This is a genomic window from Streptococcus oralis (assembly GCF_001579525.1).
Taxonomy (GTDB): Bacteria; Bacillota; Bacilli; order Lactobacillales; family Streptococcaceae; genus Streptococcus; species Streptococcus oralis_M.
The window spans coordinates 511,689-535,908 of sequence record NZ_KQ970788.1 but is presented as its reverse complement, the minus strand read 5'-3'; the positions used below and the strand labels follow the sequence as shown (position 1 = coordinate 535,908).

Below are 24,220 nucleotides of genomic sequence, written 5' to 3'. Positions count from 1 at the left end.
TTACTTGACTAAATAAAACCAAAGCTGTATAATAAGACAAAACTTTTAAACAGGAGGTTCTGGAAATGAAAAAGTCTAAGGCCAAGTATCTGACACTTGCAAGTGTCGTGTTAAGCGCTGGTATTCTACTGAGCGCATGTGGAAATTCAAGTAGCGCTACTAAAACATATAACTATGTTTATTCGAGCGATCCATCCAGTTTGAACTATCTCGCAGAAAACCGCGCAACAACCAACGACATCGTGACCAATTTGGTGGATGGGTTGATGGAAAATGACCAATATGGTAACTATGTTCCATCATTGGCAGAAGATTGGACTGTTTCTCAGGACGGTTTGACCTATACCTACAAATTGCGTAAGGATGCAAAATGGTATACTTATGAGGGTGAAGAATATGCCCCTGTAACGGCTCAAGACTTTGTGACAGGTTTGAAATACGCTGCTGATAAAAAATCCGAAGCCTTGTACCTGGTTCAAGACTCTGTAGCAGGTTTGGATGACTATATCAACGGGAAAACAACTGACTTTTCAACTGTCGGTGTTAAAGCAATTGACGACCAAACAGTTCAGTACACTTTGACACGTCCAGAACCTTATTGGAATTCTAAAACAACTTCAACCATTCTCTTCCCTGTCAATGCAGACTTCCTGAAATCAAAAGGGGATGATTTTGGTAAGGTAGATCCATCTAGCATTTTGTATAGTGGACCTTTCTTGATGAAATCTTTTGTTTCAAAATCTGTTATCGAATACAAGAAAAATCCAAATTACTGGGACGCTAAAAATGTCTTTGTGGATGATGTGAAATTGACTTACTATGACGGTAGTGACCAGGATGCCCTAGCTCGTAACTTCGTAGAAGGAGTCTACAGCTACGCACGTCTCTATCCAAATAGCTCAAGCTTTGAAGGAATTAAAGAGAAGAACAAGGATAACATCATCTATAGTATGCAAAATGCAACTTCTTATTACTTGAACTTCAACTTGGACAGAAAATCTTATAACTTCACGTCTAAATCCTCAGATATCGAAAAGAAATCTACCCAAGAAGCAGTTCTGAATAAAAACTTCCGTCAAGCCTTCAACTATGCTTACAACCGTACAGCCTATGGAGCTCAATCTCAAGGGGAAGATGGAGCAACAAAGATTATTCGTAACTTGGTTGTACCTCCAACATTTGTAAGTATCAACGGAAAAGACTTTGGCGATGTTGTTTCAGAAAAGATGGTCAACTATGGCCAAGAATGGCAAGGAATCAACTTTGCAGATGCGCAAGACCCATACTACAATCCTGACAAGGCTAAAGCTAAATTTGCAGAAGCTAAGAAAGAATTGGAAGCTAAGGGTGTGCAATTCCCAATCCACTTGGATGTATCTGTGGACCAATCAGCTAAAAAAGGCGTACTTGAAGCAAGCTCTTTGAAACAATCCATCGAATCTGTTCTAGGAGCTGAGAATGTGGTTATTGATATCCAACAGTTATCAACAGATGGCTACGATAATTCTAGCTACCTCGCTCAAACCGCAGCTCAAAAAGACTTTGATATCTATAATGGCGGTTGGAGTGCTGACTACTTGGATCCATCAAGTTATCTAGATATCCTAAATGTCAATAACGGTGGTATGTTGCAAAACCTTGGTCTAGAACCAGGTGAGGTCAATGACAAGGCTAAGGCAGTAGGACTTGATACCTATACTCAAATGTTGGAAGAAGCTAATAAAGAGCAAGACCCAGCAAAACGTTATGAAAAATATGCTGAAATTCAAGCTTGGCTAGTTGATAGCGCCCTTGCAATTCCAAACGTTTCTCAAGGTGGAACACCTGGCTTGAGAAAGACAGTTCCATTCTCAGCTCCATTCTCACAAGCAGGAAATAAGGGTGTCGAATCATACAAATATCTCAAGTTACAAGATAAGACTGTAACGACTGATGAGTATGAAAAAGCTAAAGAAAAATGGCAGAAAGAAAAAGAAGAATCAAACAAAAAAGCCCAAGAAGAACTGGCACAACACGTTAAATAACCAGTCTATTCAACAGGAAAAACGATAGTTTCTAAAGGAACTATCGTTTTTATATAGTTTGAAACTATAACTAGCTCTTGAAAACAAGAAAATGAGTTAGTGAAAATAAGTGGTACAATAGTTACTATAGATTTGGAGGTATTGTATGAGCAAAGAACTACACATCAACACGATTTTGGCCCAGGCGGGAATCAAGTCAGATAAGGCAACAGGTGCCTTGGTGACGCCGCTTCATTTTTCAACAACTTATCAGCATCCGGAGTTCGGTCAGTCTACGGGATTTGACTATACCCGTACTAAAAACCCAACTCGCAGTAAGGCGGAGGAGGTCTTGGGGGCTATTGAGTCAGCAGACTATGCCCTAGCGACAAGCTCAGGTATGGCTGCGATTGTACTGGCCTTTAGTGTCTTTCCAGTAGGAAGTAAAGTCTTGGCTGTGCGCGATCTGTATGGGGGTTCTTTCCGTTGGTTCAACCAAGTGGAGCAAGAAGGCCGGTTCCATTTTACCTATGCCAATACAGAAGAAGAGCTGATTGCTGAGTTAGAGAAAGATGTGGATGTTCTCTATATCGAAACACCAACCAATCCCTTGATGTTGGAATTTGATATTGCCAAACTAGCCAAACTAGCTCATGCCAAGGGTGCCAAGGTAGTGGTGGACAATACCTTCTACAGTCCGATTTACCAACGCCCGATTGAAGACGGTGCGGATATCGTTCTCCATTCAGCCACCAAGTATCTTGCAGGCCACAATGATGTCTTGGCTGGGGTAGTTGTGACTAATAGTTTAGAACTATATGAGCAACTTTTCTACAATTTGAATACGACTGGTGCGGTCTTGTCACCATTTGATAGTTATCAGTTGATTCGTGGTCTTAAAACTCTACCTCTTCGTATGGAGCGTTCTACAGCTAATGCCCAAGAAGTGGTTGCCTTTTTGAAGGATTCACCTGCTGTCAGGGAAGTGCTCTATACAGGACGTGGAGGTATGATTTCCTTTAAAGTAGTGGATGAAAAACGTATTCCTCATATTTTAAATAACTTGAAAGTATTCTCTTTTGCGGAAAGTTTGGGTGGGGTGGAGAGTCTGATCACCTATCCGACGACTCAAACCCATGCGGATATTCCGGCAGAAGTGCGTCATTCCTATGGATTAACAGATGACCTCTTGCGCTTGTCAATTGGGATTGAAGATGCTAGAGATTTGATTGCGGACTTGCGCCAAGCTTTGGAAGGATAAGATAGATATGGGAAAATATGATTTTACAAGCCTGCCCAATCGTTTTGGGCACCATACCTATAAATGGAAAGAATCAGAAGCTGATCGCGAAGTTCTACCAGCCTGGATAGCAGATATGGACTTTGTGGTTTTGCCTGAGGTTCGACAAGCTGTACAAGCCTACGCAGATCAGTTGGTCTATGGCTATACTTATGCTAGTGATGATTTGATTGAATCGGTTCAGGACTGGGAAGCCACACAACACGGCTATCGCTTTGACAAGGATGCCCTCGTCTTTATAGAGGGAGTGGTACCAGCTATTTCAACAGCTATTCAAGCCTTTACAAAAGAAGGAGAGGCTGTTCTGATTAACACACCGGTCTATCCACCTTTTGCCCGCAGTGTCAAACTGAACAATCGCAGATTGATTACCAATTCTTTGGTGGAAAAGGACGGGTTGTTTGAGATTGACTTTGACCAGCTGGAGAAGGAATTGGTGGAAGAGGATGTGAAGCTTTATATTCTTTGCAATCCCCACAATCCTGGTGGACGTGTTTGGGAAAAAGAAGTACTGGAGAAAATCGGACAGCTTTGCCAAAAACATGGTGTTTTGTTGGTTTCAGATGAGATTCACCAAGATTTGGCCCTCTTTGGTCACAAACACCAGTCATTCAACACCATTGATCCCTCCTTTAAAGACTTTGCCCTTATCTTGAGCAGTGCCACTAAGACCTTCAACATTGCTGGAACTAAAAATTCCTATGCAGTTATTGAAAATCCAAAGCTTCGTGTTGCTTTTCAAAAACGCCAGTTGGCCAATAACCAGCATGAAATCTCAGGCTTGGGGTATTTGGCGACAGAAGCTGCCTACCGTTATGGTAAGGAATGGTTAGGAGAACTAAAAGAAGTCATCGAGAACCATATTAACTATGTAGTGGATGTCTTGGGCAACGAAACCAAGATTAAGGTCATGAAACCACAAGGTACCTACTTGATCTGGCTTGATTTTTCAGCCTATGACCTAACGGATGACCGCTTGCAAGAGCTTTTGAAGCATGAAGTCAAGGTCATCTTGAACCGAGGTTTGGACTTTGGGGAGGAGGGATCCCTTCATGCCCGCCTTAATGTAGCTATGCCGAAGTCAGTACTGGAAGAGGTTTGCCAACGCATCGTGACCACTTTTGCTACACTTTAAAAATCCAGCCTTCTAGGAGAAAAGTCTTCCTAGAAGGCTATTTTCATAGGGGAAAATGTGGTATAATGAAAAGATAAGATAAAGGGGTAACTATGGCTAAATTGATTCCGGGAAAGTTGCGCATGGAGGGTGTTACTCTCTATGAAACGGGCAACATTGAGATTATCAAGGAAAAAGGGAATCGCTTCTATACTCGTGTGGCGGGAGAAGACTTGCGCTACAGTTTAGAGGATGATCTGGTTTTTTGTGCTTGCGATTTTTTCCAAAAAAGAGGTTACTGTGTTCACCTAGCAGCGTTCGAGCATTATCTGAAAAATGATGAAGAAGGCCAAGTGATTTTACAAGCCTTAGAAAAAGGACATGAAGAGCAAGAAGAGGTCGAAACCAAGGTTGGTTTTGGTGGTAGTTTTTTGGAGCGGATCCAACCTCAGAAGCGAGAAAAAATCTACACTTTGTCGGCTCAAGGTCAGGTGGAAGCTGGGACCAATCGTTTCCTTTGGACTCTCCGAATCGGTTTAGTTGATAGTCAAAAATATTATGTCATTCGTGACATCCCTCTCTTTTTGAAGGTTTTGGTCCATCGAAAGCCGTATATGATTGGGAAGCACTATGAAAATGACTTGTCTTGGGATGCTTTTGATACAGCTAGTCAAGAAGTTCTTACTTTTTTATGTGGCTTAATTGAGGAGGGACTGAGTCAAGACCTCTTTTTCCCCAATCAAGGTCGTCACCTCTTTTTTCCTCTGACCTTTTTTGAACAGGGAGTGGAGTTGCTGATGAACTTGGAGGATTTTCATTTTGAACACCAGATTACAAGTTATGAAAATCTTCTCTTTCATGATTTAGATCCAGATGCAGAACTGTTCTCTTTTTCCGTGCAGGAGTATCCCGATTATTTTGAGATGGAGATTTCTGAAAGTGAGCGAGTCAACGTATTCTATGGGGGAGCAGTTCTATTTCGTAAGGGGAATCTTTATCTCTTAAATCCTAAACAAATCAGCCTACTAAAGGAAATCAAGGAGCTTCCTCAGGAGGAAAGAGGGAGAAAATGCCTCCAGTTTGACAACAGTGATCGTGACCGCCTAGCCGCCTGTCTGCCTTTGTTTGGACAGCTAGGAACAGTTTCTGCTCCTGAGCGCTTGCAAATCAGACCCTTTTCACCAATCTTTTACTTTGATAGGGAGGATGACGGCCGCATCCGCTTGGATATCCAGTTTGACTATGGAGATGTTAAGGTGACTAGTCGTCAACAGCTGGAACAATTACCATTTTCAAGCGATGCTGTCTTGGAAAACCAACTATTTCAAGTCTGTTTAGGGGCTGGTTTTGAGGCTGATTTTCAGTCTTGGAGACAGGCTTTGAAGCCAGAGGCAGTTTATTCTTTCTTTCACCATACGATTCCAGCTTTTGAGAAATTGGGTCAAGTTTTCTTGTCTGATGAGATAAATCAGCTCTACAGTGTCCAAGCTCCTCAGGTTCAGATTGAGTCCAAGGGAGGACTGTTGGAGATCCAGTTTGATTTCCAAGGGATTGCCCAAGAAGAGATTGATCAAGCTCTTAAAGCCCTGACCAGCAATCAGGATTTCTATATCAGTTCTTCTGACCAAGTGTACTTTTTTGATGAGGAAACCAAGCAGATTCGTCAAAATTTGCAGGAACTGGGGGTTGAGCTAAAAGATGGTTCTTTTCAGGCTCGGAAATCCCTAGCTTACAGTTTGTCTCAGTTGTTTGAAGGTCGAGACAGGATTTCCTTCTCGGAAGAATTTCAGCATTTAGCTCATGATTTGACCCATCCAGAGGACTTTCCTTTGGGAGATATACGGGTGCAGGCGAGTTTGAGAGACTATCAGGAAAAGGGAGTCCGTTGGCTCCAGATGCTTCATCACTATGGCTTTGGTGGCATTCTGGCAGATGATATGGGACTGGGAAAAACATTGCAAACCATCGCTTTTTTGACCAGTCAGGTGACAGAAGACAGTCGGGTCTTGATTTTAGCGCCGTCAGGTTTAATCTACAACTGGGCAGATGAATTCAGGAAATTTGCCCCACAGTTGGATTTGGCTGTCGTTCATGGTTTGAAAGCGAATCGAGAAGCAATTCTTTCTGAAAATCACCAAATCTATGTGACTAGCTATGCGAGCTTTCGTCAAGATAGCGAGTTCTATCAAGAGATGTCCTTTGATTTTCTCTTTTTAGATGAGGCCCAGGTCATGAAAAATGCTCACACCAAGATTGCTCAGAGTTTGCGCCAGTTTGTGGTGCCGGCAGTCTTTGCTTTGTCAGGTACGCCTATCGAAAACCATTTAGGAGAGTTGTGGTCTATCTTTCAAATTGTGCTTCCAGGACTCTTACCAAGTAAAAAGGAGTTTATGAAATTACCGGCTGACCGAGTCGCGCAGTTTATCAAGCCTTTCGTCATGAGGCGTAAGAAAGAAGAAGTTCTTACAGAACTGCCTGATCTGATCGAAGTCGTCTATAAAAATGAACTGGAAGACCAACAGAAGGCTATCTATCTAGCCCAGTTGCAACAGATGCGAGACCGCCTAGCGCAAGTGACAGATCAAGAATTCCAGAGAAGTCGGGTAGAAATCTTATCTGGACTCATGCGTTTGCGCCAGATCTGCGATACGCCAGCTCTCTTCATGGACGATTACCAAGGAGCTAGTGGTAAATTGGATAGTCTTCGAGATTTATTGCTACAAGTGGCTGATGGTGGGCATCGGGTCTTGATTTTCTCCCAGTTCAAAGGAATGTTGGAAAAAATCGAGCAAGAACTCCCAGACTTGGGCTTGACCTCCTTCAAAATCACAGGTTCAACTCCTGCTCATGACAGACAGGAGATGACCAAGGCCTTTAACCAAGGGGAAAGAGATGCCTTTCTCATCTCCCTTAAGGCGGGTGGTGTTGGTCTCAATCTAACGGGAGCTGATACAGTTATTTTGGTTGATCTCTGGTGGAATCCGGCTGTCGAAGCCCAGGCTATCGGACGAGCCCACCGCATGGGGCAGGAGCAGATGGTCGAGGTCTATCGTTTGATTACCAAGGGGACCATTGAAGAAAAAATCCAAGAACTTCAAGAACAAAAGAAACATTTGGTTTCCCAAGTTTTAGATGGTACGGAGTCGCGTGCGAGTCTCAGTCTGGCAGAAATTCGTGAAATTTTGGGAATTTCTGAAGCCAGCACTTGAAAAATCAAGACAATACGCTATAATGAAGTGTTGAAAGGAAATACAAAATGAAACAAGATCGATTTCCATTGGTGTCAGATGATGAGATCATGCTGACCAAAATGCCAGTCATGGACTTGTACGATGAGTCAGACTTTATTAGCAATATCAAAGGTGATTACCGCGATAAGAACTATTTGGAATGGTCTCCTATCAATGAGGAAGAAACCGTAGTTTCTCCAGTGGTTAATAAGGAGTCAAAGCCAAGCCCAGAACCTAAAAAAGTTGAAAAGACTTATGCAGAGTTGGCTCGAGAAGAGGCGCGTGCGGACTTGAAGAAGAAACGCTCAGCCAAGTATTTGACTCAGGATGTTAGTCATACTAGACGACACAATGGTTCAACACTTGTTCGTCAAGGAAACCAACCAACAGCACCATTTCAAAAGGAAAATCCTGGTGAGTTTGCTAAATTTAGCAAAAACTTGAGCCAGTCCCACTATATTTTAGCTGAAGAAGCTGGACAAGTAGCGACTCCGACTTTAGAAAATCAAGCTGGAAAAGCTAAAAAGAACAACTATGATTTTCTGAAGAAGAGCCAGATTTATAATAAAAAGAATAAGCAAACAGAACAGGAACGTCAGGTTGCCCAAGAGTTGAATCTGACAAGAATTACTGAGTAGGGGAGAAAAGCATGTCAAAAACATATCATTTTATTGGAATCAAGGGATCAGGGATGAGTGCCCTAGCCTTGATGTTGCACCAAATGGGACACAAGGTTCAAGGTTCAGACGTTGAAAAATATTACTTTACTCAACGTGGACTAGAGCAGGCAGGGATTGCGATTCTTCCTTTTGATGAAAAGAACCTACAAGGTGATGTGGAGATTATCGCGGGAAACGCCTTCCGTCCAGATAACAACGTTGAAATCGCCTATGCAGATCAAAATGGTATCAGCTACAAACGTTACCATGAATTCCTAGGTAGCTTTATACGCGACTTTGTCAGCATGGGAGTGGCAGGAGCACATGGAAAAACTTCAACAACAGGTATGCTGTCACACGTCTTGTCTCACATCACAGACACCAGCTTCTTGATTGGTGACGGGACAGGTCGCGGCTCAGCCAATGCCAAATATTTTGTCTTTGAATCAGACGAATATGAGCGCCATTTCATGCCTTACCACCCAGAATACTCTATCATCACCAACATTGACTTTGACCATCCAGACTACTTTACAAGTCTAGAGGATGTTTTCAATGCCTTTAACGACTATGCCAAACAAATTACCAAAGGTTTGTTTGTATATGGTGAAGATCCTGAGTTGCGTAAGATCACAGCCAATGCGCCAATCTATTACTATGGGTTTGAAGCTGAGGGCAATGACTTTGTAGCTAGCGATCTTCTTCGTTCTACGACTGGTTCGACATTCACCGTTCATTTCCGTGGTCAAGAGTTGGGTCAATTCCACATTCCAACCTTTGGTCGTCACAATATTATGAATGCGACAGCTGTTATTGGTCTTCTTTACACAGCTGGATTTGATTTGAACTTGGTCCGTGAACACTTAAAAACTTTTGCAGGTGTTAAGCGTCGTTTCACTGAAAAAATTGTCAATGATACAGTGATCATTGATGACTTTGCCCACCATCCAACAGAAATCATTGCAACCTTGGATGCGGCTCGTCAAAAATACCCAAGCAAGGAAATCGTGGCAATCTTCCAACCGCATACCTTTACAAGAACCATTGCCTTGTTGGACGAATTTGCCCATGCATTGAATCAAGCAGACGCCGTCTACCTAGCACAAATTTATGGATCAGCTCGTGAGGTAGACCATGGTGATGTCAAAGTAGAAGACTTAGCCAATAAAATCAACAAGAAACACCAAGTTATCACTGTTGAAAATGTTTCTCCACTCCTAGACCATGACAATGCTGTTTACGTCTTTATGGGTGCTGGAGACATCCAAACCTATGAATATTCATTTGAACGTCTTTTGTCTAACTTGACAAGCAACGTCCAATAAGGAAAACAGATGGAAATTCCAATCACTATAAGGCAAGCTACCTTATCAGATTTAGAAGAAATGTTGGCGATTAAAGAAGCCAATCCTTCGTCAGAAGAGGCATTTAGCCACCAATCCTTAGAAGAGAGTATCCGCAAGACTGCGGGTACCTTTCTTGTAGCTGGGGATGAAAATCAGCTCCTAGGCTATGTTTTAGGAGAAGCTGAGTCTATTCATCCCAAATGGTTAGAAATAAAATCATTGACTATTCATCCTGACCATTGGGGACAGGGTCTGGGAACTCTTCTTCTTGCAGCCTTGAAACAGGTGACAGTCGAACTAGATTATCAAGGTATTCTTTTGCAAAGTCCTGATGAGTTGCTATCATATTTTGAAATGAATGGCTTTGTTGAAGAAGAAATGACAGAAAGTCATTATGGCAGTGGTTCTGAATGGTATCTGATTTGGGAAAATCCCTTTTATCAGGAGGAAATATGAAAATCAGACAAGCAAGATTTTCGGATTTAGATCGGATTATAGAGATAGAGCTAGAGAATTTTTCCCTTGAAGAAGCCATTCCTCGTTCGGTCTTTGAGGCGCATTTGCAGGAAATTCAGACCAGTTTTCTCGTAGCTGAAAAAGAGGGGCATATTCTTGGTTATATCGAAGGTCCAGTCGTCCCGCACCGCCATCTCCTTGATCAGTCCTTTACAGAAGAAATAAAAGACTATAGCCATAAACCTGGAGGTTATATTTCTGTGACTTGCCTATCTATTGCCAAGGAAGCACAAGCTTTGGGAGTTGGGAAAAGACTATTAAAGGCTCTGAAAGAAGTCGCTTTAGAACATGAACGAGAGGGCATTAACCTGACGTGTCATGACTACCTTATCGCCTATTATGAAAAACATGGCTTTGTTAATGAAGGAATATCCCAGTCAAACTTTGCTGGGGAAACATGGTACGATATGGTCTGGCAACCGAATAATAAATAAAACTAGCTAGGGAACGCCCTAGTTGGTTGCTTTTCTGCGACTTTTAAGATATAATATTATGGATTGTCAACAAGGAGGTAATGCTTTTGACTGAAAAATCAAGAGAAGAAGAAAAATTAAGCTTTAAAGAGCAGATTCTACGTGATTTAGAAAGAGTAAAAGAACAAGATAGAAGAGAGAAAGAAGTAGAGATTCCAAATCTGACGGCTTCATCATCTCAAGCTAGTTCAGCAACTCCTTCAAATCGTGAAACAGAAACATCAACAGAAGAGTTGATGGCGGATTCCCTATCTGTTGTCGATAAAATTCTAAAAAATGCACCAAGTGTTCCTCCACGTCCAGCAACTGGAAGTGAAGATACAGTGACACTCGAGGAAGTGGGAGAACAGCCCATCATCGACAAGGTTGAAGTTGTAGAAACTGAAGAATCTGTAGCTGCACCTGTTTTACCAAAGGTAGACCCAGTTGAGCTTAAACACGAAGAGAAAGAATTTAACGATACTCCGACTAAGATAGCGGTGACTTATAAGACGAAAGAGTCTGATGATTCAATTGCTCCTGAGAATGCGCTTGAGACACCTGACTCTACTGAGTTCTCAGACAGCTTAAGAGAAGAAACTCGTCGCAGTCGTCGCCAAGGTGCAAAACCAGCTAAGAAAAAATCAAAAGCCAAGGGTTGCCTAGTAACAGTTCTAGTTTTCCTAGTACTCGTCGCAGTTGGTGGTTACTTTGGTTATGGTTATGTGCAAGATTCTTTGAAATCTGTGGATGCGAGCTCTAAGGATTACGTAACGGTTCAAATCCCAGACGGTGCAAATGTTCAAGAAATTGGAAGCACTTTGGAAAAATCTGGTTTGGTTAAACAAGGACTTATCTTTAGCCTTTATGCTAAATACTATAGTCATGCCAACTTGAAGTCAGGTTATTACAACTTGAAGAAGAGTATGAGTACGGATGAGTTGATTCAAGAATTGCAAAAAGGTGGGACTCCTGAAGCTCAGGCACCTGTTCTTGCAAACTTGACAATTCCAGAGGGCTATACATTAGAGCAAATCGCTCAAACAGTAGGACAACTTCAAGGTGAATTTAAAGAACCTCTTACTGCGGATGCTTTCTTGGCAAAAGCTCAAGATGAGACCTTTATCTCACAATTAGTAACTAAGTATCCAAACCTACTAGGAAGTCTTCCAACAAAAGACAGTGGCGTTCGTTATCGTCTTGAAGGCTACCTTTTCCCAGCGACCTATACAATCAAAGACAGTACAACTGTTGAAAGTTTGATTGATGAGATGGTTGCTGCTATGGATAAGGCTATGTCACCATATTACGCCACGATCAAAGAAAAGAATCTGACAGTTAATGAATTGCTCAGCATTGCTTCTCTTGTCGAAAAAGAAGGTGCTAAGACCGAGGACCGCAAGAAAATCGCAGGTGTCTTCTATAACCGCTTGAATGTCGGTATGCCTCTTCAAAGCAATATCGCCATCCTTTATGCTCAAGGAAAACTTGGTCAAAACATTAGTCTAGCGGATGATGCTGGAATAGATACAACGATTGATTCACCATATAATGTCTATACAAATCTTGGCCTCATGCCTGGACCGGTTGATAGCCCAAGTTCCGATGCGATTGAAGCAAGTGTAAACCAGACAAAGAGTGAGTACTTGTACTTTGTAGCCAATGTTGAAGACGGTAAAGTATACTTTGCGACGACAAAAGAAGAACATGATCAAAACGTTGCAGAGCATATCAATAGCAAGTTACCTCAAGCAAGTAGTTCAAACTAAAATTATGTGGTTTTCCACATAATTTTGTTTTAAAAAAGTAAATAGAAAAGAAAGTTAAAAAAAATGGCAGAAAAAACCTACCCAATGACTCTTGAAGAAAAGGAAAAACTAGAAAAAGAATTAGAGGAGTTGAAACTCGTTCGACGTCCTGAAGTCGTAGAGCGTATCAAGATTGCTCGTTCCTATGGAGACCTTTCAGAAAATAGTGAGTATGAAGCAGCGAAAGATGAACAAGCTTTTGTTGAAGGTCAAATTTCAAGTCTAGAAACAAAGATTCGCTATGCTGAAATTGTTAATAGCGATGCAGTTGCCCAAGATGAGGTAGCAATCGGTAAAACAGTAACAATCCAAGAAGTCGGTGAAGACGAAGAAGAGGTTTACATCATCGTCGGTTCTGCAGGTGCAGATGCTTTTGCTGGTAAAGTATCAAATGAAAGTCCGATTGGCCGTGCTTTGATTGGCAAGAAGACTGGCGATACTGCAACGATTGAAACACCAGTTGGTAGCTATGATGTCAAAATTTTAAAGGTTGAGAAAACAGCCTAAATAGGATGAAAAAGGAGTAGTGAAGGTTTTGCTTTGCTCAACTCCTTTTTGGTTTTTTGGATAAATAGGAGACTATATGAGTGAAAATAAGAAGAAAAACAAAATGGAGCGTGGTTTAACCAATCGCCATGTTCAGGTGATGGCCATTGCGGGAACAATCGGAACAGGACTTTTCTTAGGTGCTGGTCGCTCTATTAGCCTTACAGGACCTTCTATCATTCTGATTTACATGATTACAGGAGCCTTTATGTTTTTGATGATGAGGGCTGTTGGGGAGATGCTGTATCAGGATCCAGAACAGCATACCTTTATCAACTTTATCACCCGTCATTTGGGGAAAGGTTGGGGATATTTCTCAGTTTGGTCTTATTGGTTATCAGTTGTCTTTATCGGTATGGCAGAAATCACTGCCATCTCAGACTATGTCCGCTTCTGGTTTCCCACATGGCCTAGTTGGCTGATTCAGCTTGTCTTTTTAACGATTTTGGCTTTGGTCAATCTGATTGCAGTTAAGCTCTTTGGCGAAGTCGAGTTTTGGTTTGCTATGGTCAAGATTGTGGCGATTTTAGCCATGATTGCCACTGGGGTCTTTATGGTTTTGACAGGCTTTAAAACACCACATGGTGTTGCAAGTTTGGCAAATATCAGCGACCAGTTCTCTCTTTTTCCAAACGGAGTTATGAACTTTGTCATGGCCTTTCAAATGGTATTTTTTGCCTATCTGATGATTGAGTTTATCGGGGTAACAACTTCTGAAACAAAGAACCCTCGTCAGGTCTTGCCCAAAGCTGTTAAGGAAATTCCTCTCAGAATTATCTTCTTCTATGGGGGAGCTCTTATTGCGATTATGGCCATTATTCCTTGGTCTTATCTTAATTCTTCAGATTCTCCTTTTGTAACGGTTTTTGAACTGGCAGGGATCAAGTGGGCAGCGGCTCTAATCAACTTTGTTGTCTTGACCTCAGCAGCGTCTGCGCTTAACTCAACTCTCTACTCAACAGGGAGACACTTATATCAGATTGCCCATGATTCGCCCAATCGTTTCTTAAAGGCCATTAAGGTTGATACCCTTTCTCGCCACAATGTTCCACAAAATGCCATCATCGCCTCAGCGATCTTGATTGCTCTGGCTGCCTTTATCAATGTGTTGCCAGGTGTTTCAGATGCCTTTGCTTTGATCACCGCATCCTCATCAGGTGTTTACATCGCGATTTATATCTTGATTATGGTGGCCCATCTCAAATACCGCAAGTCACAAGACTTCATGGCTGATGGCTACCTCATGCCTCAGTATCGCTTGCTTAATCCCCTAACCATTCTCTTTTTTGTCTTTGTTTTTGTGACTCTCTTTTTGCAAGAGTCCACTTTCATGGGGGCAGTTGGTTCTGCTATCTGGATCCTTGTTTTTGGGATTTATAGTCAGTGGAAATTTAGAAAATAAATCATGAACTCATCAACTCTGTTTGGTGAGTTTTTCTAGTTTGACAGTCCATCGAAATAAGACTATAATCAAGCTGTAGCAGTTTATTAGGAGGTTTGAATGCACGTTAGATTGGAAAATAAGGAATCGCATAAAGCGCAAGAAATAGGGGATTTGATTCGTGCTTATAATCGTTCCAAGAGAGAAGAGGCTACAAGCGAGCCACTGAATCTTTATCTCGAAGACGAAAAGGGCAATCTCATGGCGGGCTTAGTAGCAGAGACTTTCGGAAATTGGCTGGAAATCGAATATTTGTTTGTGAAAGAGGAGCTACGAGGACAAGGAATCGGTTCGAAACTACTGCAGCAAGCAGAAAATGAAGCCAAGAATCGAAACTGTCGTTTTGCTTTTGTGAATACTTACCAGTTTCAAGCGCCAGATTTTTATCTAAGTCATGGCTACAAGGAAGTTTTTACCTTGCAAGACTATCCCTATACAGGACAAAGATATTATTACCAAAAGGATTTGTGACCTAGACTTCTTTCCTTTGAAGAGGAGCTCAGCTAAGTAGCAAAAAATAACGAATACTCTTTATCATGTAAGATGATAGAGAGTTTTTTGTTAATAAAATATTACAAAATGACATTTATATATTGCATAAGTTAGATATATGGTATAATATTTTTAAAAGAAGCGCAACTTTTTAAAATTTTAAAGGAGGTAACAAGTGGCTAAGAATTTAAAATTAAAGTTAGCTCGAGTGGAGCTTGATATGACACAAGGTGATTTGGCAGAAGCTGTTGGTGTTACTAGGCAGACAATCGGCTTGATAGAAGCAGGGAAATATAATCCTAGTCTTTCCCTTTGCCAGTCCATTTGCAGATGCTTAGGCAAAACTTTGGATCAATTATTTTGGGAGGAAGAAGATGAAAAATAGATTTTTTTATTATCAATTATTAGACGAAAGAGAAGAACAACTGATGAATAAAGTGGGGGCTGAAAGTTTCTATATCTCTATAGCTTTCTTGCTTTTATCTTATATGATTGCAGTATTAGCACCAAGTCTTTTTAATCCGATAATGATTCTCATCATTATCATTATTGGAACTTCTTATTTTTTCGGCCGTGCTCGAGATTTGGGTGTGAACTACTATAGTCGTTTTCATTTTACAATTTTAGGGTGTTTGCTGGTAACACTCGCTATTACGACTCTTTTGATGTTGCAGAATTATCAATTTAACATAGAAATTTATCAGCACAATCCTTTGAACGTTAAATACTTATCTGCTTGGGTCATTACTTATCTGATTTACCTTCCTTGGGTTTTTATCGGTAATCTCGGCCTTAAAAGTTATGGCGAATGGGCTCAGAAAAAGTTTGAACAAGATATGGATGAACTGGAGAATGGAGAATAGCTTGTTAGCTTTTTATCAATCCAGATAAAATGTGTTATAATAGTACTAATTTATCGGATGGTGTGAAAGTGGTAGAATACGTTCATACCTTTGTAAAGAAGGAAGAAGGAAAACAGATGTATCCAGATGATAGTTTGACATTGCACACGGACTTGTACCAGATTAACATGATGCAAGTTTACTTTGACCAAGGAATTCACAATAAAAAGGCGGTCTTTGAAGTTTACTTCCGCCAGCAACCGTTCAACAATGGCTATGCGGTTTTTGCTGGTTTGGAAAGAATTGTACATTATCTTGAAGACTTACGCTTTTCAGATAGCGATATTGCCTACTTGGAGACGCTTGGGTATCATGGAGAATTCTTGGATTACCTACGAAATCTCAAGTTAGAACTAACGGTTCGTTCTGCCCAGGAAGGGGACTTGGTTTTTGCTAATGAGCCGATTGTGCAGGTTGAAGGACCTCTAGCCCAATGTCAATTGGTCGAAACGGCTCTCTTAAACATCGTTAACTTTCAAACCTTGATAGCGACCAAGGCAGCACGTATTCGTTCAGTCATTGAAGATGAGCCTTTGATGGAATTCGGGACACGTCGTGCGCAAGAAATGGATGCAGCTATCTGGGGAACACGCGCAGCTGTGATTGGTGGAGCCAACGGGACTAGCAATGTGCGAGCAGGGAAGCTCTTTGGCATTCCTGTCTTGGGTACTCATGCTCATGCCTTGGTACAGGTTTATGGAAACGACTATGAGGCCTTTAAGGCCTATGCTTCAACCCATCGTGACTGTGTCTTTTTAGTAGATACATATGATACGCTTCGCATCGGTGTGCCAGCTGCCATTCAGGTTGCTCGTGAACTGGGAGACAAGATTAATTTTAAAGGCGTTCGTATTGACTCGGGGGATATAGCCTATATTTCCAAGAAAGTTCGTCAACAGTTAGATGAGGCTGGATATCCAGATGCCAAAATTTACGCTTCCAATGACCTCGATGAAAATACCATCCTTAACCTCAAGATGCAAAAGGCCAAGATTGATGTCTGGGGTGTGGGAACCAAGCTGATTACAGCCTATGATCAGCCAGCTCTTGGGGCAGTTTATAAGATTGTGGCTATCGAAGATGAGAATGGTCAGATGCGTAATACCATCAAACTGTCTAATAATGCGGAAAAATTGTCTACACCAGGTAAGAAACAGGTATGGCGCATTACCAGTCGTGAAAAAGGCAAGTCAGAAGGCGACTACATCACTTATGATGGTGTGGATGTGAGCGGAATGACAGAAATCAAGATGTTCCATCCAACTTATACCTACATCAAAAAGACCGTTCGAAATTTTGATGCTGTCCCTCTCTTGGTGGATATTTTCAAAGAAGGAACATTAGTTTACAACTTGCCTAGTTTGACTGAGATTCAGTCCTATGCTCGCAAAGAATTTGACAAGCTATGGGATGAATACAAGCGCGTGCTCAATCCGCAGCACTATCCAGTAGACTTGGCGCGTGATATTTGGCAAGATAAGATGGACTTGATTGATAAGATGCGCAAAGAAGCCCTTGGTGAAGGAGAAGAAGAATGAGTTTGCAAGAGACCATTATCCAGCAACTGGGAGTCAAACCAGTGATTGATGCCCAGAAAGAAATCCGTCGTTCAATTGATTTCTTAAAGAGATACTTGAAAAAACACCCCTTCCTTAAAACCTTTGTGCTAGGGATTTCTGGAGGACAAGACTCTACCTTGGCAGGGCGCTTAGCACAATTAGCTATGGAAGAAATGCGAGTAGAGACAGGAGATGACAGCTACCAATTTATCGCTGTCCGCCTGCCATACGGCGTGCAAGCTGATGAAGCAGATGCTCAAAAAGCCCTCACTTTCATTCAGCCGGATGTCAGCTTGGTGGTGAATATCAAGGAATCAGCTGATGCCATGACAGCTGCAGTTGAAGCAGCAGGAAGTCCTGTTTCAGACTTTAACAAGGGTAATATTAAAGCTCGTAGTCGTATGATTGCCCAATATGCCCTTGCGGGTGCCCATAGAGGAGCGGTCATTGGAACAGACCACGCTGCGGAAAATATCACAGGTTTCTTTACTAAGTTTGGTGATGGTGGTGCAGACATTCTCCCTCTTTACCGCCTCAATAAACGCCAAGGAAAACAACTCTTGAGGGAACTTGGTGCAGACCCAGCACTTTATGAAAAAATCCCAACAGCAGATTTGGAAGAAGAAAAACCAGGTATTGCAGACGAAGTCGCACTTGGAGTCACTTACAATGAAATTGACGACTACCTCGAAGGAAAAACAATCAGCCCAGAAGCCCAAGCGACTATTGAAAACTGGTGGTACAAAGGCCAACACAAACGCCACCTACCAATCACCGTCTTTGATGACTTTTGGGAGTAAAAACCTCCAGTGGAGGTTTTTAGCCTCTCACCTTGAAATAAAAAAGTGAGAGTTAGTCCGGGGGACCTTTTTAGCTTCTTGCCTTGAAACTAGAGAGCAAGAATGACCTCCAGTGGAGGTTTTTACCCTGAGCCTGGAAATGAGAAAGCGAGGCAGATTTGGTAACTCGAAGAGTTCGATTTTCCTTGTCTCACCCCCGCAACGATGACTAGGTTTGAAAAAGCTTTGTAAAGCGCATTTCAAACCAGACAGCGACTGCGTCAAGGGACTAGATAAAACACTTGTTTCCTAGCTGTTACTGAGTATAGTCTTTTTACCCTGAGCCTTAAGCTTAGAAAGCGAGGTAACATTATGAAAGCAATCGGTACGCAAATGTTAGAGACGGAACGTTTAATCTTGAGAAGATTTGTGAAGAGTGATGCGGAAGCCATGTTTCAAAATTGGGCTTCATCTGCTGAGAATCTGACCTATGTCACCTGGGCTCCTCATCCTGATGTTGAGGTGACTCGGAATTCGATTCGAAATTGGGTTGCATCCTATACCAATCCCAACTATTACAAATGGGCCATTTGTCTCAAAGAAAATCCTGAGCATGTGATAGGAGATATCAGTATCGTTGCAATAGATGAGAACGATTCTTCTTGTGAAATTGGCTATATTTTAGGGAAAAATTATTGGGGTCGTGGTATGATGACGGAGGCCTTGAAAGCTGTACTAGACTTCTGTTTTACTCAAGCAGGTTTTCAAAAAGTCAGAGCTCGTTACGCCAGTCTCAACCCAGCTTCAGGCCGTGTGATGGAAAAAGCGGGAATGCCTTATCTAAAAACCATTACCAATGGTGTGGAGAGAAAAGACTACGTTGCGGACCTTATTTATTACCAGATAAGTAGGGAGGACAGGTGATTCTCTTTTCTGTTTCTACCAAAGTCAGACCTTGTCTGGCTTTTTTTGTGCCAGATTTCTAAATAAACTGATTAAATTCCTATTTTTCCCTATCATGTTCCCTGTTTTTTCTGGAGTTTTGGGGATATAATATACCTATCAAATCAAAGAATGGAGGAAGGCAATGGACAATGTAATCTTTTTTATCAGTGTTTTTCTTGCTGGAATTCTTTCCTTCTTTTCTCCTTGTATTTTACCCTTGTTGCCTGTCTATGCAGGGGTTTTGTTGGATGACAAAGATGGCGCTCAGGCTTCTAGCGAAAAATTTTCAATCTCAGTTGTTAGTTTATTGCGAACTTTGGCCTTTATAGCGGGGATTTCTTTTATCTTTATCTTACTGGGTTATGGAGCTGGTTTTTTAGGCAATTTGCTGTATGCTTCCTGGTTTCAGTATGTGACGGGTGCGGTTATCATTCTCTTGGGCTTGCACCAGATGGAAGTTTTACATTTGCAGGGGCTCTACAAGGAAAGAAGGCTACAATTAAAGAGACAAGGGCAGAAGGGTAACGGCTATAGTCAGGCATTTTTACTGGGGTTGACCTTTAGTTTTGCTTGGACGCCATGTGTGGGGCCGGTTCTGGGCTCTGTTTTGGCCTTGGCAGCTTCAGGTGGTTCAGGAGCTTGGCAGGGAGCTGGTCTCATGTTGGTTTACACGCTGGGATTGGCGCTACCATTTTTAGTTCTAGCTCTCGCCTCCAGCTATGTTTTGAAACATTTCCGAAAACTCCATCCTTACCTCGGAACCCTCAAAAAAGTCGGTGGTTTCCTCATTATCGTGATGGGAATCTTGGTGCTTTTGGGAAATGCTTCCATTTTGACTACATTATTTGAATAGAGAGGAAAAAGAAATGAAAAAATGGCAAACATGTCTCCTTGGAGTAGGCTCAATCTGTTGCTTGGCAGCCTGTTCGGCTAAAAACATGTCAGACGAGTCTACTATGAAGGAGCAATCCAAAACAGAACAAGTTAGTTCACAAACTGCGACTAAAGGTCAGGCGGTTGCTGATTTTGAACTGACAGGTGTAGATGGCAAGACCTATCGTTTATCTGACTACAAAGGCAAGAAAGTCTATCTTAAATTCTGGGCTTCTTGGTGTTCCATCTGTCTAGCCAGCCTTCCAGATACGGATGAAATTGCTAAAGAAGCTGGTGATGACTATGTGGTCTTGACAGTGGTGTCTCCTGGACGCAAGGGGGAGCAATCTGAAGCAGACTTTAAGAACTGGTACAAGAGCTTAGATTATAAAAATTTTCCGGTTTTAATTGATCCATCAGGCAAACTTTTGGAAAGTTATGGTGTCCGTTCTTACCCCACTCAAGCCTTTATAGACAAAGAAGGCAAGCTGGTCAAAACGCAACCAGGTTTTATGGATAAGGATATGATTTTAAAAGAATTGAAAGAAATGGGGTAAAGAAAGGCTATGAATGATAAAGTAAAACTTTTTGTCTTGGCAGGGGTCATTCTCCTAGCCCTAACCGGTTTCTATTTTCTATTGATGCGAAATGCAGGGCAGACAGATAGCTCGCAAATTGAGAAAGCATCAGTTAGCCAAGGAGGAAAAACAGTGAAAAAAACAGAAGTGAGTAAAGACGCAGACTTGCACGAAATTTATCTAGCTGGGGGATGTTTCTGGGGAGTGGAGGAATACTTCTCACGCGTGCCTGGAGTGACAGATGCCGTTTCAGGCTATGCAAATGGTAGAGGGGAAACAACCAAGTACGAATTGATCAACCAAACAGGTCATGCGGAAACCGTCCATGTCACCTATGATGCTAATCAAATTTCCCTCAAGGAAATCCTGCTTCATTACTTCCGCATCATTAATCCAACCAGCAAAAATAAACAAGGAAATGATGTGGGGACTCAGTATCGTACCGGCGTTTATTACACAGATGACAAGGATTTGGAAGTAATCAACCAAGTCTTTGATGAGGTGGCTAAGAAATATGACCAACCTCTGGCAGTTGAAAAGGAGGCCTTGAAGAATTTTGTAGTGGCTGAGGATTACCACCAAGACTACCTCAAGAAAAATCCAAATGGCTACTGTCATATCAATGTCAATCAGGCTGCCTACCCCGTCATCGATGCCAGCAAATATCCTAAACCCAGTGATGAAGAATTGAAAAAGACCTTGTCACCTGAGGAGTATGCAGTTACCCAGAAAAATCAAACAGAACGAGCTTTTTCAAACCGCTACTGGGATAAATTTGAATCTGGTATCTATGTGGATGTGGCAACTGGCGAACCCCTCTTTTCATCAAAGGACAAGTTTGAGTCTGGTTGTGGCTGGCCTAGTTTCACCCAGCCCATCAGTCCGGATGTTGCCACCTACAAGGAAGATAAGTCTTACAATATGACGCGTATGGAAGTGCGGAGCCGAGTTGGAGATTCTCACCTTGGCCATGTCTTTACGGATGGACCAGAAGACAAGGGGGGCTTGCGCTACTGTATCAATAGTCTTTCCATTCGCTTTATTCCTAAAGCCCAAATGGCGGAAAAAGGTTATGGTTATTTACTAGATTATGTCGATTAAGAAGTCTTTCCTAAGCAGTTAGAGGAGAATTTTGCTATACTGATACTAGTAAGTGACAAAGGAGCAGAGCATGACCTACACAATCTTAATCGTAGAAGATGAGTATCTGGTAAGACAAGGCTTGACCAAGCTGGTCAATGTAGCAGCCTACGATATGGAAATCATCGGTCAGGCTGAAAATGGAAGACAGGCTTGGGACTTGATTCAAAAACAGGTGCCAGATATCATTTTAACTGATATCAATATGCCTCAGCTAAATGGCATCCAGTTGGCCAGTCTGGTCCGAGAAACCTATCCTCAGGTTCACCTAGTTTTTTTGACAGGTTACGATGATTTTGATTATGCCTTGTCTGCCGTCAAACTCGGTGTAGATGACTACTTGCTCAAACCCTTTTCGCGTCAGGATATTGAGGAAATGTTGGGGAAAATCAAGCAAAAACTAGACAAGGAAGAAAAGGAAGAGCAGTTACAAGATTTATTAACTGATAAGTTTGAGGGAAATCTGGCCCAGAAAATCCAGTCCCATCTAGCTGACAGTCAGTTTAGTTTGAAGTCTTTGGCTAGTGACTTGGGCTTTAGTCCGACTTATTTGAGTTCCTTGATTAAGAAAGAGTTGGGCCTGCCTTTTCAGGATTACCTGGTGAGAGAGCGTGTTAAACAAGCCAAGCTCTTGCTTCTGACCACAGATTTAAAGATTTATGAGATAGCCGAAAAGGTTGGCTTTGAAGATATGAACTACTTTACCCAACGTTTTAAACAGATTTCAGGTGTGACACCTCGTCAGTTTAAGAAAGGGGAAGGCCGATGAAGCGTTCTTCTCTCTTAGTCAGAATGGTTATTTCCATCTTTCTGGTCTTTCTCATTCTCCTAGCTCTGGTTGGGACTTTCTACTATCAATCTAGTTCATCAGCCATTGAGGCTACTATCGAGGGTAATAGCCAAACGACAATTAGCCAGACTAGCCACTTTATTCAGTCTTATATCAAAAAATTAGAAACCACCTCGACCAGTTTGACCCAGCAGAAGGATGTCCTAGCCTATGCTGAGAATCCTAACCAAGACCAAGTCAAGGGAATCCGAGATCTGTTTTTGACTATCTTAAAGGCAGACCAGGACTTGAAAACGGTGGTACTGGTCACCAAATCCGGTCAGGTTATTTCTACAGATGATAGTGTGCAGATGAAAACTTCCTCAGATATGATGGCTGAGGATTGGTACCAAAAGGCTATTCATCAGGGAGCTAAGCCAGTTTTAACCCCAGCTCGTAAATCAGATAGTCAGTGGGTCATTTCTGTCACTCAGGAACTTGTCGATACAAAGGGAGCCAATCTTGGCGTACTTCGTTTGGATATTTCCTATGAAACTCTGGAAGCCTATCTCAACCAACTCCAGTTGGGCCAGCAGGGCTTTGCCTTTATCATCAATGAAAACCATGAATTTGTCTACCATCCTAAACGTACTGTCTATAGCTCAGCAAGTGAAATGGAGGCCATGAAACCCTACATCGAGACGGGGCAGGGCTATACGCTGGATCACCAATCCTACGTCAGTCAGGAACAGATTGCAGGAACTGATTGGACGGTTATAGGCGTGTCTTCGTTGGAGAAGTTAGACCAGGTTCGGAGTCAACTCATGTGGACCTTGCTTGGTGCTAGTGCCTTATCTCTTCTTGCCTGTCTCTGCTTGGTGTGGTTCAGTCTCAAACGCTGGATTGCCCCTTTGAAGGATCTGAGAGAAACCATGCTGGAAATTGCTTCTGGTACACAAAATCTGCGTGCTAAAGAAGCTGGTGCCTATGAACTGAGAGAAGTGACTCGCCAGTTTAATGCCATGTTGGATCAGATTGATCAGCTGATGGCAGATGTGCGCAGGCAGGAAGAAGCGACCCGTCAGTATGAATTTCAAGCCTTATCGAGCCAGATTAACCCCCATTTCCTCTACAATACTTTGGACACTATCATCTGGATGGCTGAGTTTCAGGATAGTCAGCGAGTGGTTCAGGTGACCAAGTCCTTGGCAACCTATTTCCGCTTGGCGCTCAATCAAGGCAAGGATTTGATTTCTCTTTCTGATGAAATCAATCATGTCCGCCAGTACCTCTTTATCCAAAAACAACGCTATGGTGATAAGCTGGAGTATGAGATTGATGAAGATCCTGCTTTTGGTAACCTAGTCTTACCCAAGTTGGTGTTGCAACCTCTTGTAGAAAATGCTCTTTACCATGGTATTAAGGAGAAGGAAGGTCAGGGCCATATTAAAGTTTCTGTTCAGAGACAGGATATAGGGATTGTCATCCGCATTGAGGATGATGGTGTTGGCTTCCAAGCTACTAGCGATAGTAGTCAAAGTCAGCTCAAACGTGGGGGAGTTGGTCTACAAAATGTCGACCAACGACTCAAACTTCATTTTGGAGACAATTACCAGATGAAGATTGATTCTGCACCTTCAAAAGGGACGACAGTTGAAATATGCATTAATAAAATAGTAATGAGCTAACTCCCAGTTTATTCTGGGAGTTTTGCTTTTAAAAATCAGAATGATTAGTTGGCCTTGATAAAATCAGTAAAAAAAGATAT

At 42.0% G+C, this 24,220-nt stretch carries 22 protein-coding genes; all 22 read left to right on the top strand.

Annotated elements, in window-relative coordinates:
- Positions 1-65: 65 nt before the first annotated feature.
- The 22 genes from SORDD25_RS02590 to SORDD25_RS02485 all read left to right on the top strand — a co-directional run bounded on the left by SORDD25_RS02590 (position 66) and on the right by SORDD25_RS02485 (position 24,140).
- Positions 66-2,024 (top strand): peptide ABC transporter substrate-binding protein, encoded by a 1,959-nt coding sequence (locus SORDD25_RS02590; RefSeq protein WP_061852514.1) that lies wholly within the window; start codon positions 66-68, stop codon positions 2,022-2,024.
- Positions 2,025-2,169: 145 nt separating this feature from the next.
- The gene (locus SORDD25_RS02585) at positions 2,170-3,264 is read left to right on the top strand and encodes a cystathionine gamma-synthase (RefSeq protein ID WP_061852513.1); all 1,095 of its coding nucleotides are present in this window, start codon (positions 2,170-2,172) and stop codon (positions 3,262-3,264) included.
- 7 nt (positions 3,265-3,271) lie between these two features.
- Positions 3,272-4,438: a MalY/PatB family protein gene (locus tag SORDD25_RS02580; protein ID WP_061852512.1), complete on the top strand. Its 1,167-nt coding sequence runs from the start codon at positions 3,272-3,274 to the stop codon at positions 4,436-4,438.
- A 92-nt stretch (positions 4,439-4,530) separates the two neighbouring features.
- The gene (locus tag SORDD25_RS02575; protein ID WP_061852511.1) at positions 4,531-7,626 is read left to right on the top strand and encodes a pilus expression-regulating Snf2 family helicase; all 3,096 of its coding nucleotides are present in this window, start codon (positions 4,531-4,533) and stop codon (positions 7,624-7,626) included.
- Between the two features lie 47 nt (positions 7,627-7,673).
- Positions 7,674-8,285, top strand: coding sequence for a divisome accessory protein ZapJ (gene zapJ, locus SORDD25_RS02570; RefSeq protein WP_061852510.1), 612 nt, complete (start codon positions 7,674-7,676; stop codon positions 8,283-8,285).
- An 11-nt stretch (positions 8,286-8,296) separates the two neighbouring features.
- Positions 8,297-9,631, top strand: a complete 1,335-nt coding sequence (gene murC / locus SORDD25_RS02565) for a UDP-N-acetylmuramate--L-alanine ligase (RefSeq protein WP_061852509.1) — start codon at positions 8,297-8,299, stop codon at positions 9,629-9,631.
- A 9-nt stretch (positions 9,632-9,640) separates the two neighbouring features.
- The gene (locus tag SORDD25_RS02560) at positions 9,641-10,108 is read left to right on the top strand and encodes a GNAT family N-acetyltransferase (protein ID WP_061852508.1); all 468 of its coding nucleotides are present in this window, start codon (positions 9,641-9,643) and stop codon (positions 10,106-10,108) included.
- Positions 10,105-10,602: a GNAT family N-acetyltransferase gene (locus SORDD25_RS02555; RefSeq protein ID WP_061852507.1), complete on the top strand. Its 498-nt coding sequence runs from the start codon at positions 10,105-10,107 to the stop codon at positions 10,600-10,602. Before SORDD25_RS02560 ends, SORDD25_RS02555 begins: the two co-directional genes overlap by 4 nt.
- Positions 10,603-10,682: 80 nt before the next feature.
- The gene (gene mltG / locus SORDD25_RS02550; RefSeq protein WP_081103633.1) at positions 10,683-12,389 is read left to right on the top strand and encodes an endolytic transglycosylase MltG; all 1,707 of its coding nucleotides are present in this window, start codon (positions 10,683-10,685) and stop codon (positions 12,387-12,389) included.
- 63 nt (positions 12,390-12,452) lie between these two features.
- Positions 12,453-12,935, top strand: a complete 483-nt coding sequence (greA, locus tag SORDD25_RS02545) for a transcription elongation factor GreA (protein ID WP_000818765.1) — start codon at positions 12,453-12,455, stop codon at positions 12,933-12,935.
- A 76-nt stretch (positions 12,936-13,011) separates the two neighbouring features.
- Complete coding sequence (locus SORDD25_RS02540) at positions 13,012-14,376, top strand: amino acid permease (protein WP_042902072.1); 1,365 nt, start codon at positions 13,012-13,014, stop codon at positions 14,374-14,376.
- Between the two features lie 99 nt (positions 14,377-14,475).
- On the top strand, positions 14,476-14,886 hold the full coding sequence (locus SORDD25_RS02535; RefSeq protein ID WP_081103632.1) for a GNAT family N-acetyltransferase: 411 nt from the start codon (positions 14,476-14,478) through the stop codon (positions 14,884-14,886).
- Between the two features lie 196 nt (positions 14,887-15,082).
- The gene (locus SORDD25_RS02530; RefSeq protein ID WP_001107501.1) at positions 15,083-15,292 is read left to right on the top strand and encodes a helix-turn-helix transcriptional regulator; all 210 of its coding nucleotides are present in this window, start codon (positions 15,083-15,085) and stop codon (positions 15,290-15,292) included.
- Entirely contained in the window at positions 15,282-15,770 is a 489-nt protein-coding gene (locus SORDD25_RS02525) for a DUF6773 family protein (RefSeq protein WP_061852506.1), read from the top strand. Before SORDD25_RS02530 ends, SORDD25_RS02525 begins: the two co-directional genes overlap by 11 nt.
- 116 nt (positions 15,771-15,886) lie before the next feature.
- Positions 15,887-17,347 carry a nicotinate phosphoribosyltransferase gene (locus SORDD25_RS02520; protein ID WP_061852648.1) on the top strand — a complete coding sequence of 487 codons (1,461 nt, stop codon included), beginning with the start codon at positions 15,887-15,889 and terminating at the stop codon, positions 17,345-17,347.
- Positions 17,344-18,168: an ammonia-dependent NAD(+) synthetase gene (gene nadE / locus SORDD25_RS02515; RefSeq protein WP_061852505.1), complete on the top strand. Its 825-nt coding sequence runs from the start codon at positions 17,344-17,346 to the stop codon at positions 18,166-18,168. Before SORDD25_RS02520 ends, nadE begins: the two co-directional genes overlap by 4 nt.
- A gap of 351 nt (positions 18,169-18,519) precedes the next feature.
- Positions 18,520-19,071 carry a GNAT family N-acetyltransferase gene (locus SORDD25_RS02510; RefSeq protein ID WP_061852504.1) on the top strand — a complete coding sequence of 184 codons (552 nt, stop codon included), beginning with the start codon at positions 18,520-18,522 and terminating at the stop codon, positions 19,069-19,071.
- A gap of 163 nt (positions 19,072-19,234) precedes the next feature.
- Positions 19,235-19,945: a thiol-disulfide oxidoreductase-associated membrane protein CcdA2 gene (gene ccdA2, locus SORDD25_RS02505; protein ID WP_061852503.1), complete on the top strand. Its 711-nt coding sequence runs from the start codon at positions 19,235-19,237 to the stop codon at positions 19,943-19,945.
- 13 nt (positions 19,946-19,958) lie between these two features.
- Positions 19,959-20,522, top strand: coding sequence for a TlpA disulfide reductase family protein (locus tag SORDD25_RS02500; RefSeq protein ID WP_061852502.1), 564 nt, complete (start codon positions 19,959-19,961; stop codon positions 20,520-20,522).
- 9 nt (positions 20,523-20,531) lie between these two features.
- A complete protein-coding gene (gene msrB, locus SORDD25_RS02495; protein WP_061852501.1) occupies positions 20,532-21,644 on the top strand; it encodes a peptide-methionine (R)-S-oxide reductase MsrB in 1,113 nt (370 codons plus the stop codon).
- A gap of 70 nt (positions 21,645-21,714) precedes the next feature.
- Positions 21,715-22,452 carry a response regulator transcription factor gene (locus tag SORDD25_RS02490; protein ID WP_061852500.1) on the top strand — a complete coding sequence of 246 codons (738 nt, stop codon included), beginning with the start codon at positions 21,715-21,717 and terminating at the stop codon, positions 22,450-22,452.
- Positions 22,449-24,140 carry a cache domain-containing sensor histidine kinase gene (locus SORDD25_RS02485; RefSeq protein ID WP_061852499.1) on the top strand — a complete coding sequence of 564 codons (1,692 nt, stop codon included), beginning with the start codon at positions 22,449-22,451 and terminating at the stop codon, positions 24,138-24,140. The genes SORDD25_RS02490 and SORDD25_RS02485 overlap by 4 nt, the downstream gene beginning before the upstream one ends.
- The last annotated feature ends 80 nt before the right edge of the window (positions 24,141-24,220 follow it).

What these genes read in the sequence shown, in the direction of transcription:
- SORDD25_RS02590 (WP_061852514.1), top strand. Translation starts at nt 66, where the DNA reads ATGAAAAAGTCTAAGGCCAAGTATCTGACACTTGCAAGTGTCGTGTTA.
- SORDD25_RS02585 (WP_061852513.1), top strand. Translation starts at nt 2,170, where the DNA reads ATGAGCAAAGAACTACACATCAACACGATTTTGGCCCAGGCGGGAATC.
- SORDD25_RS02580 (WP_061852512.1), top strand. Translation starts at nt 3,272, where the DNA reads ATGGGAAAATATGATTTTACAAGCCTGCCCAATCGTTTTGGGCACCAT.
- SORDD25_RS02575 (WP_061852511.1), top strand. Translation starts at nt 4,531, where the DNA reads ATGGCTAAATTGATTCCGGGAAAGTTGCGCATGGAGGGTGTTACTCTC.
- zapJ (WP_061852510.1), top strand. Translation starts at nt 7,674, where the DNA reads ATGAAACAAGATCGATTTCCATTGGTGTCAGATGATGAGATCATGCTG.
- murC (WP_061852509.1), top strand. Translation starts at nt 8,297, where the DNA reads ATGTCAAAAACATATCATTTTATTGGAATCAAGGGATCAGGGATGAGT.
- SORDD25_RS02560 (WP_061852508.1), top strand. Translation starts at nt 9,641, where the DNA reads ATGGAAATTCCAATCACTATAAGGCAAGCTACCTTATCAGATTTAGAA.
- SORDD25_RS02555 (WP_061852507.1), top strand. Translation starts at nt 10,105, where the DNA reads ATGAAAATCAGACAAGCAAGATTTTCGGATTTAGATCGGATTATAGAG.
- mltG (WP_081103633.1), top strand. Translation starts at nt 10,683, where the DNA reads ATGCTTTTGACTGAAAAATCAAGAGAAGAAGAAAAATTAAGCTTTAAA.
- greA (WP_000818765.1), top strand. Translation starts at nt 12,453, where the DNA reads ATGGCAGAAAAAACCTACCCAATGACTCTTGAAGAAAAGGAAAAACTA.
- SORDD25_RS02540 (WP_042902072.1), top strand. Translation starts at nt 13,012, where the DNA reads ATGAGTGAAAATAAGAAGAAAAACAAAATGGAGCGTGGTTTAACCAAT.
- SORDD25_RS02535 (WP_081103632.1), top strand. Translation starts at nt 14,476, where the DNA reads ATGCACGTTAGATTGGAAAATAAGGAATCGCATAAAGCGCAAGAAATA.
- SORDD25_RS02525 (WP_061852506.1), top strand. Translation starts at nt 15,282, where the DNA reads ATGAAAAATAGATTTTTTTATTATCAATTATTAGACGAAAGAGAAGAA.
- SORDD25_RS02520 (WP_061852648.1), top strand. Translation starts at nt 15,887, where the DNA reads ATGTATCCAGATGATAGTTTGACATTGCACACGGACTTGTACCAGATT.
- nadE (WP_061852505.1), top strand. Translation starts at nt 17,344, where the DNA reads ATGAGTTTGCAAGAGACCATTATCCAGCAACTGGGAGTCAAACCAGTG.
- SORDD25_RS02510 (WP_061852504.1), top strand. Translation starts at nt 18,520, where the DNA reads ATGAAAGCAATCGGTACGCAAATGTTAGAGACGGAACGTTTAATCTTG.
- ccdA2 (WP_061852503.1), top strand. Translation starts at nt 19,235, where the DNA reads ATGGACAATGTAATCTTTTTTATCAGTGTTTTTCTTGCTGGAATTCTT.
- SORDD25_RS02500 (WP_061852502.1), top strand. Translation starts at nt 19,959, where the DNA reads ATGAAAAAATGGCAAACATGTCTCCTTGGAGTAGGCTCAATCTGTTGC.
- msrB (WP_061852501.1), top strand. Translation starts at nt 20,532, where the DNA reads ATGAATGATAAAGTAAAACTTTTTGTCTTGGCAGGGGTCATTCTCCTA.
- SORDD25_RS02490 (WP_061852500.1), top strand. Translation starts at nt 21,715, where the DNA reads ATGACCTACACAATCTTAATCGTAGAAGATGAGTATCTGGTAAGACAA.
- SORDD25_RS02485 (WP_061852499.1), top strand. Translation starts at nt 22,449, where the DNA reads ATGAAGCGTTCTTCTCTCTTAGTCAGAATGGTTATTTCCATCTTTCTG.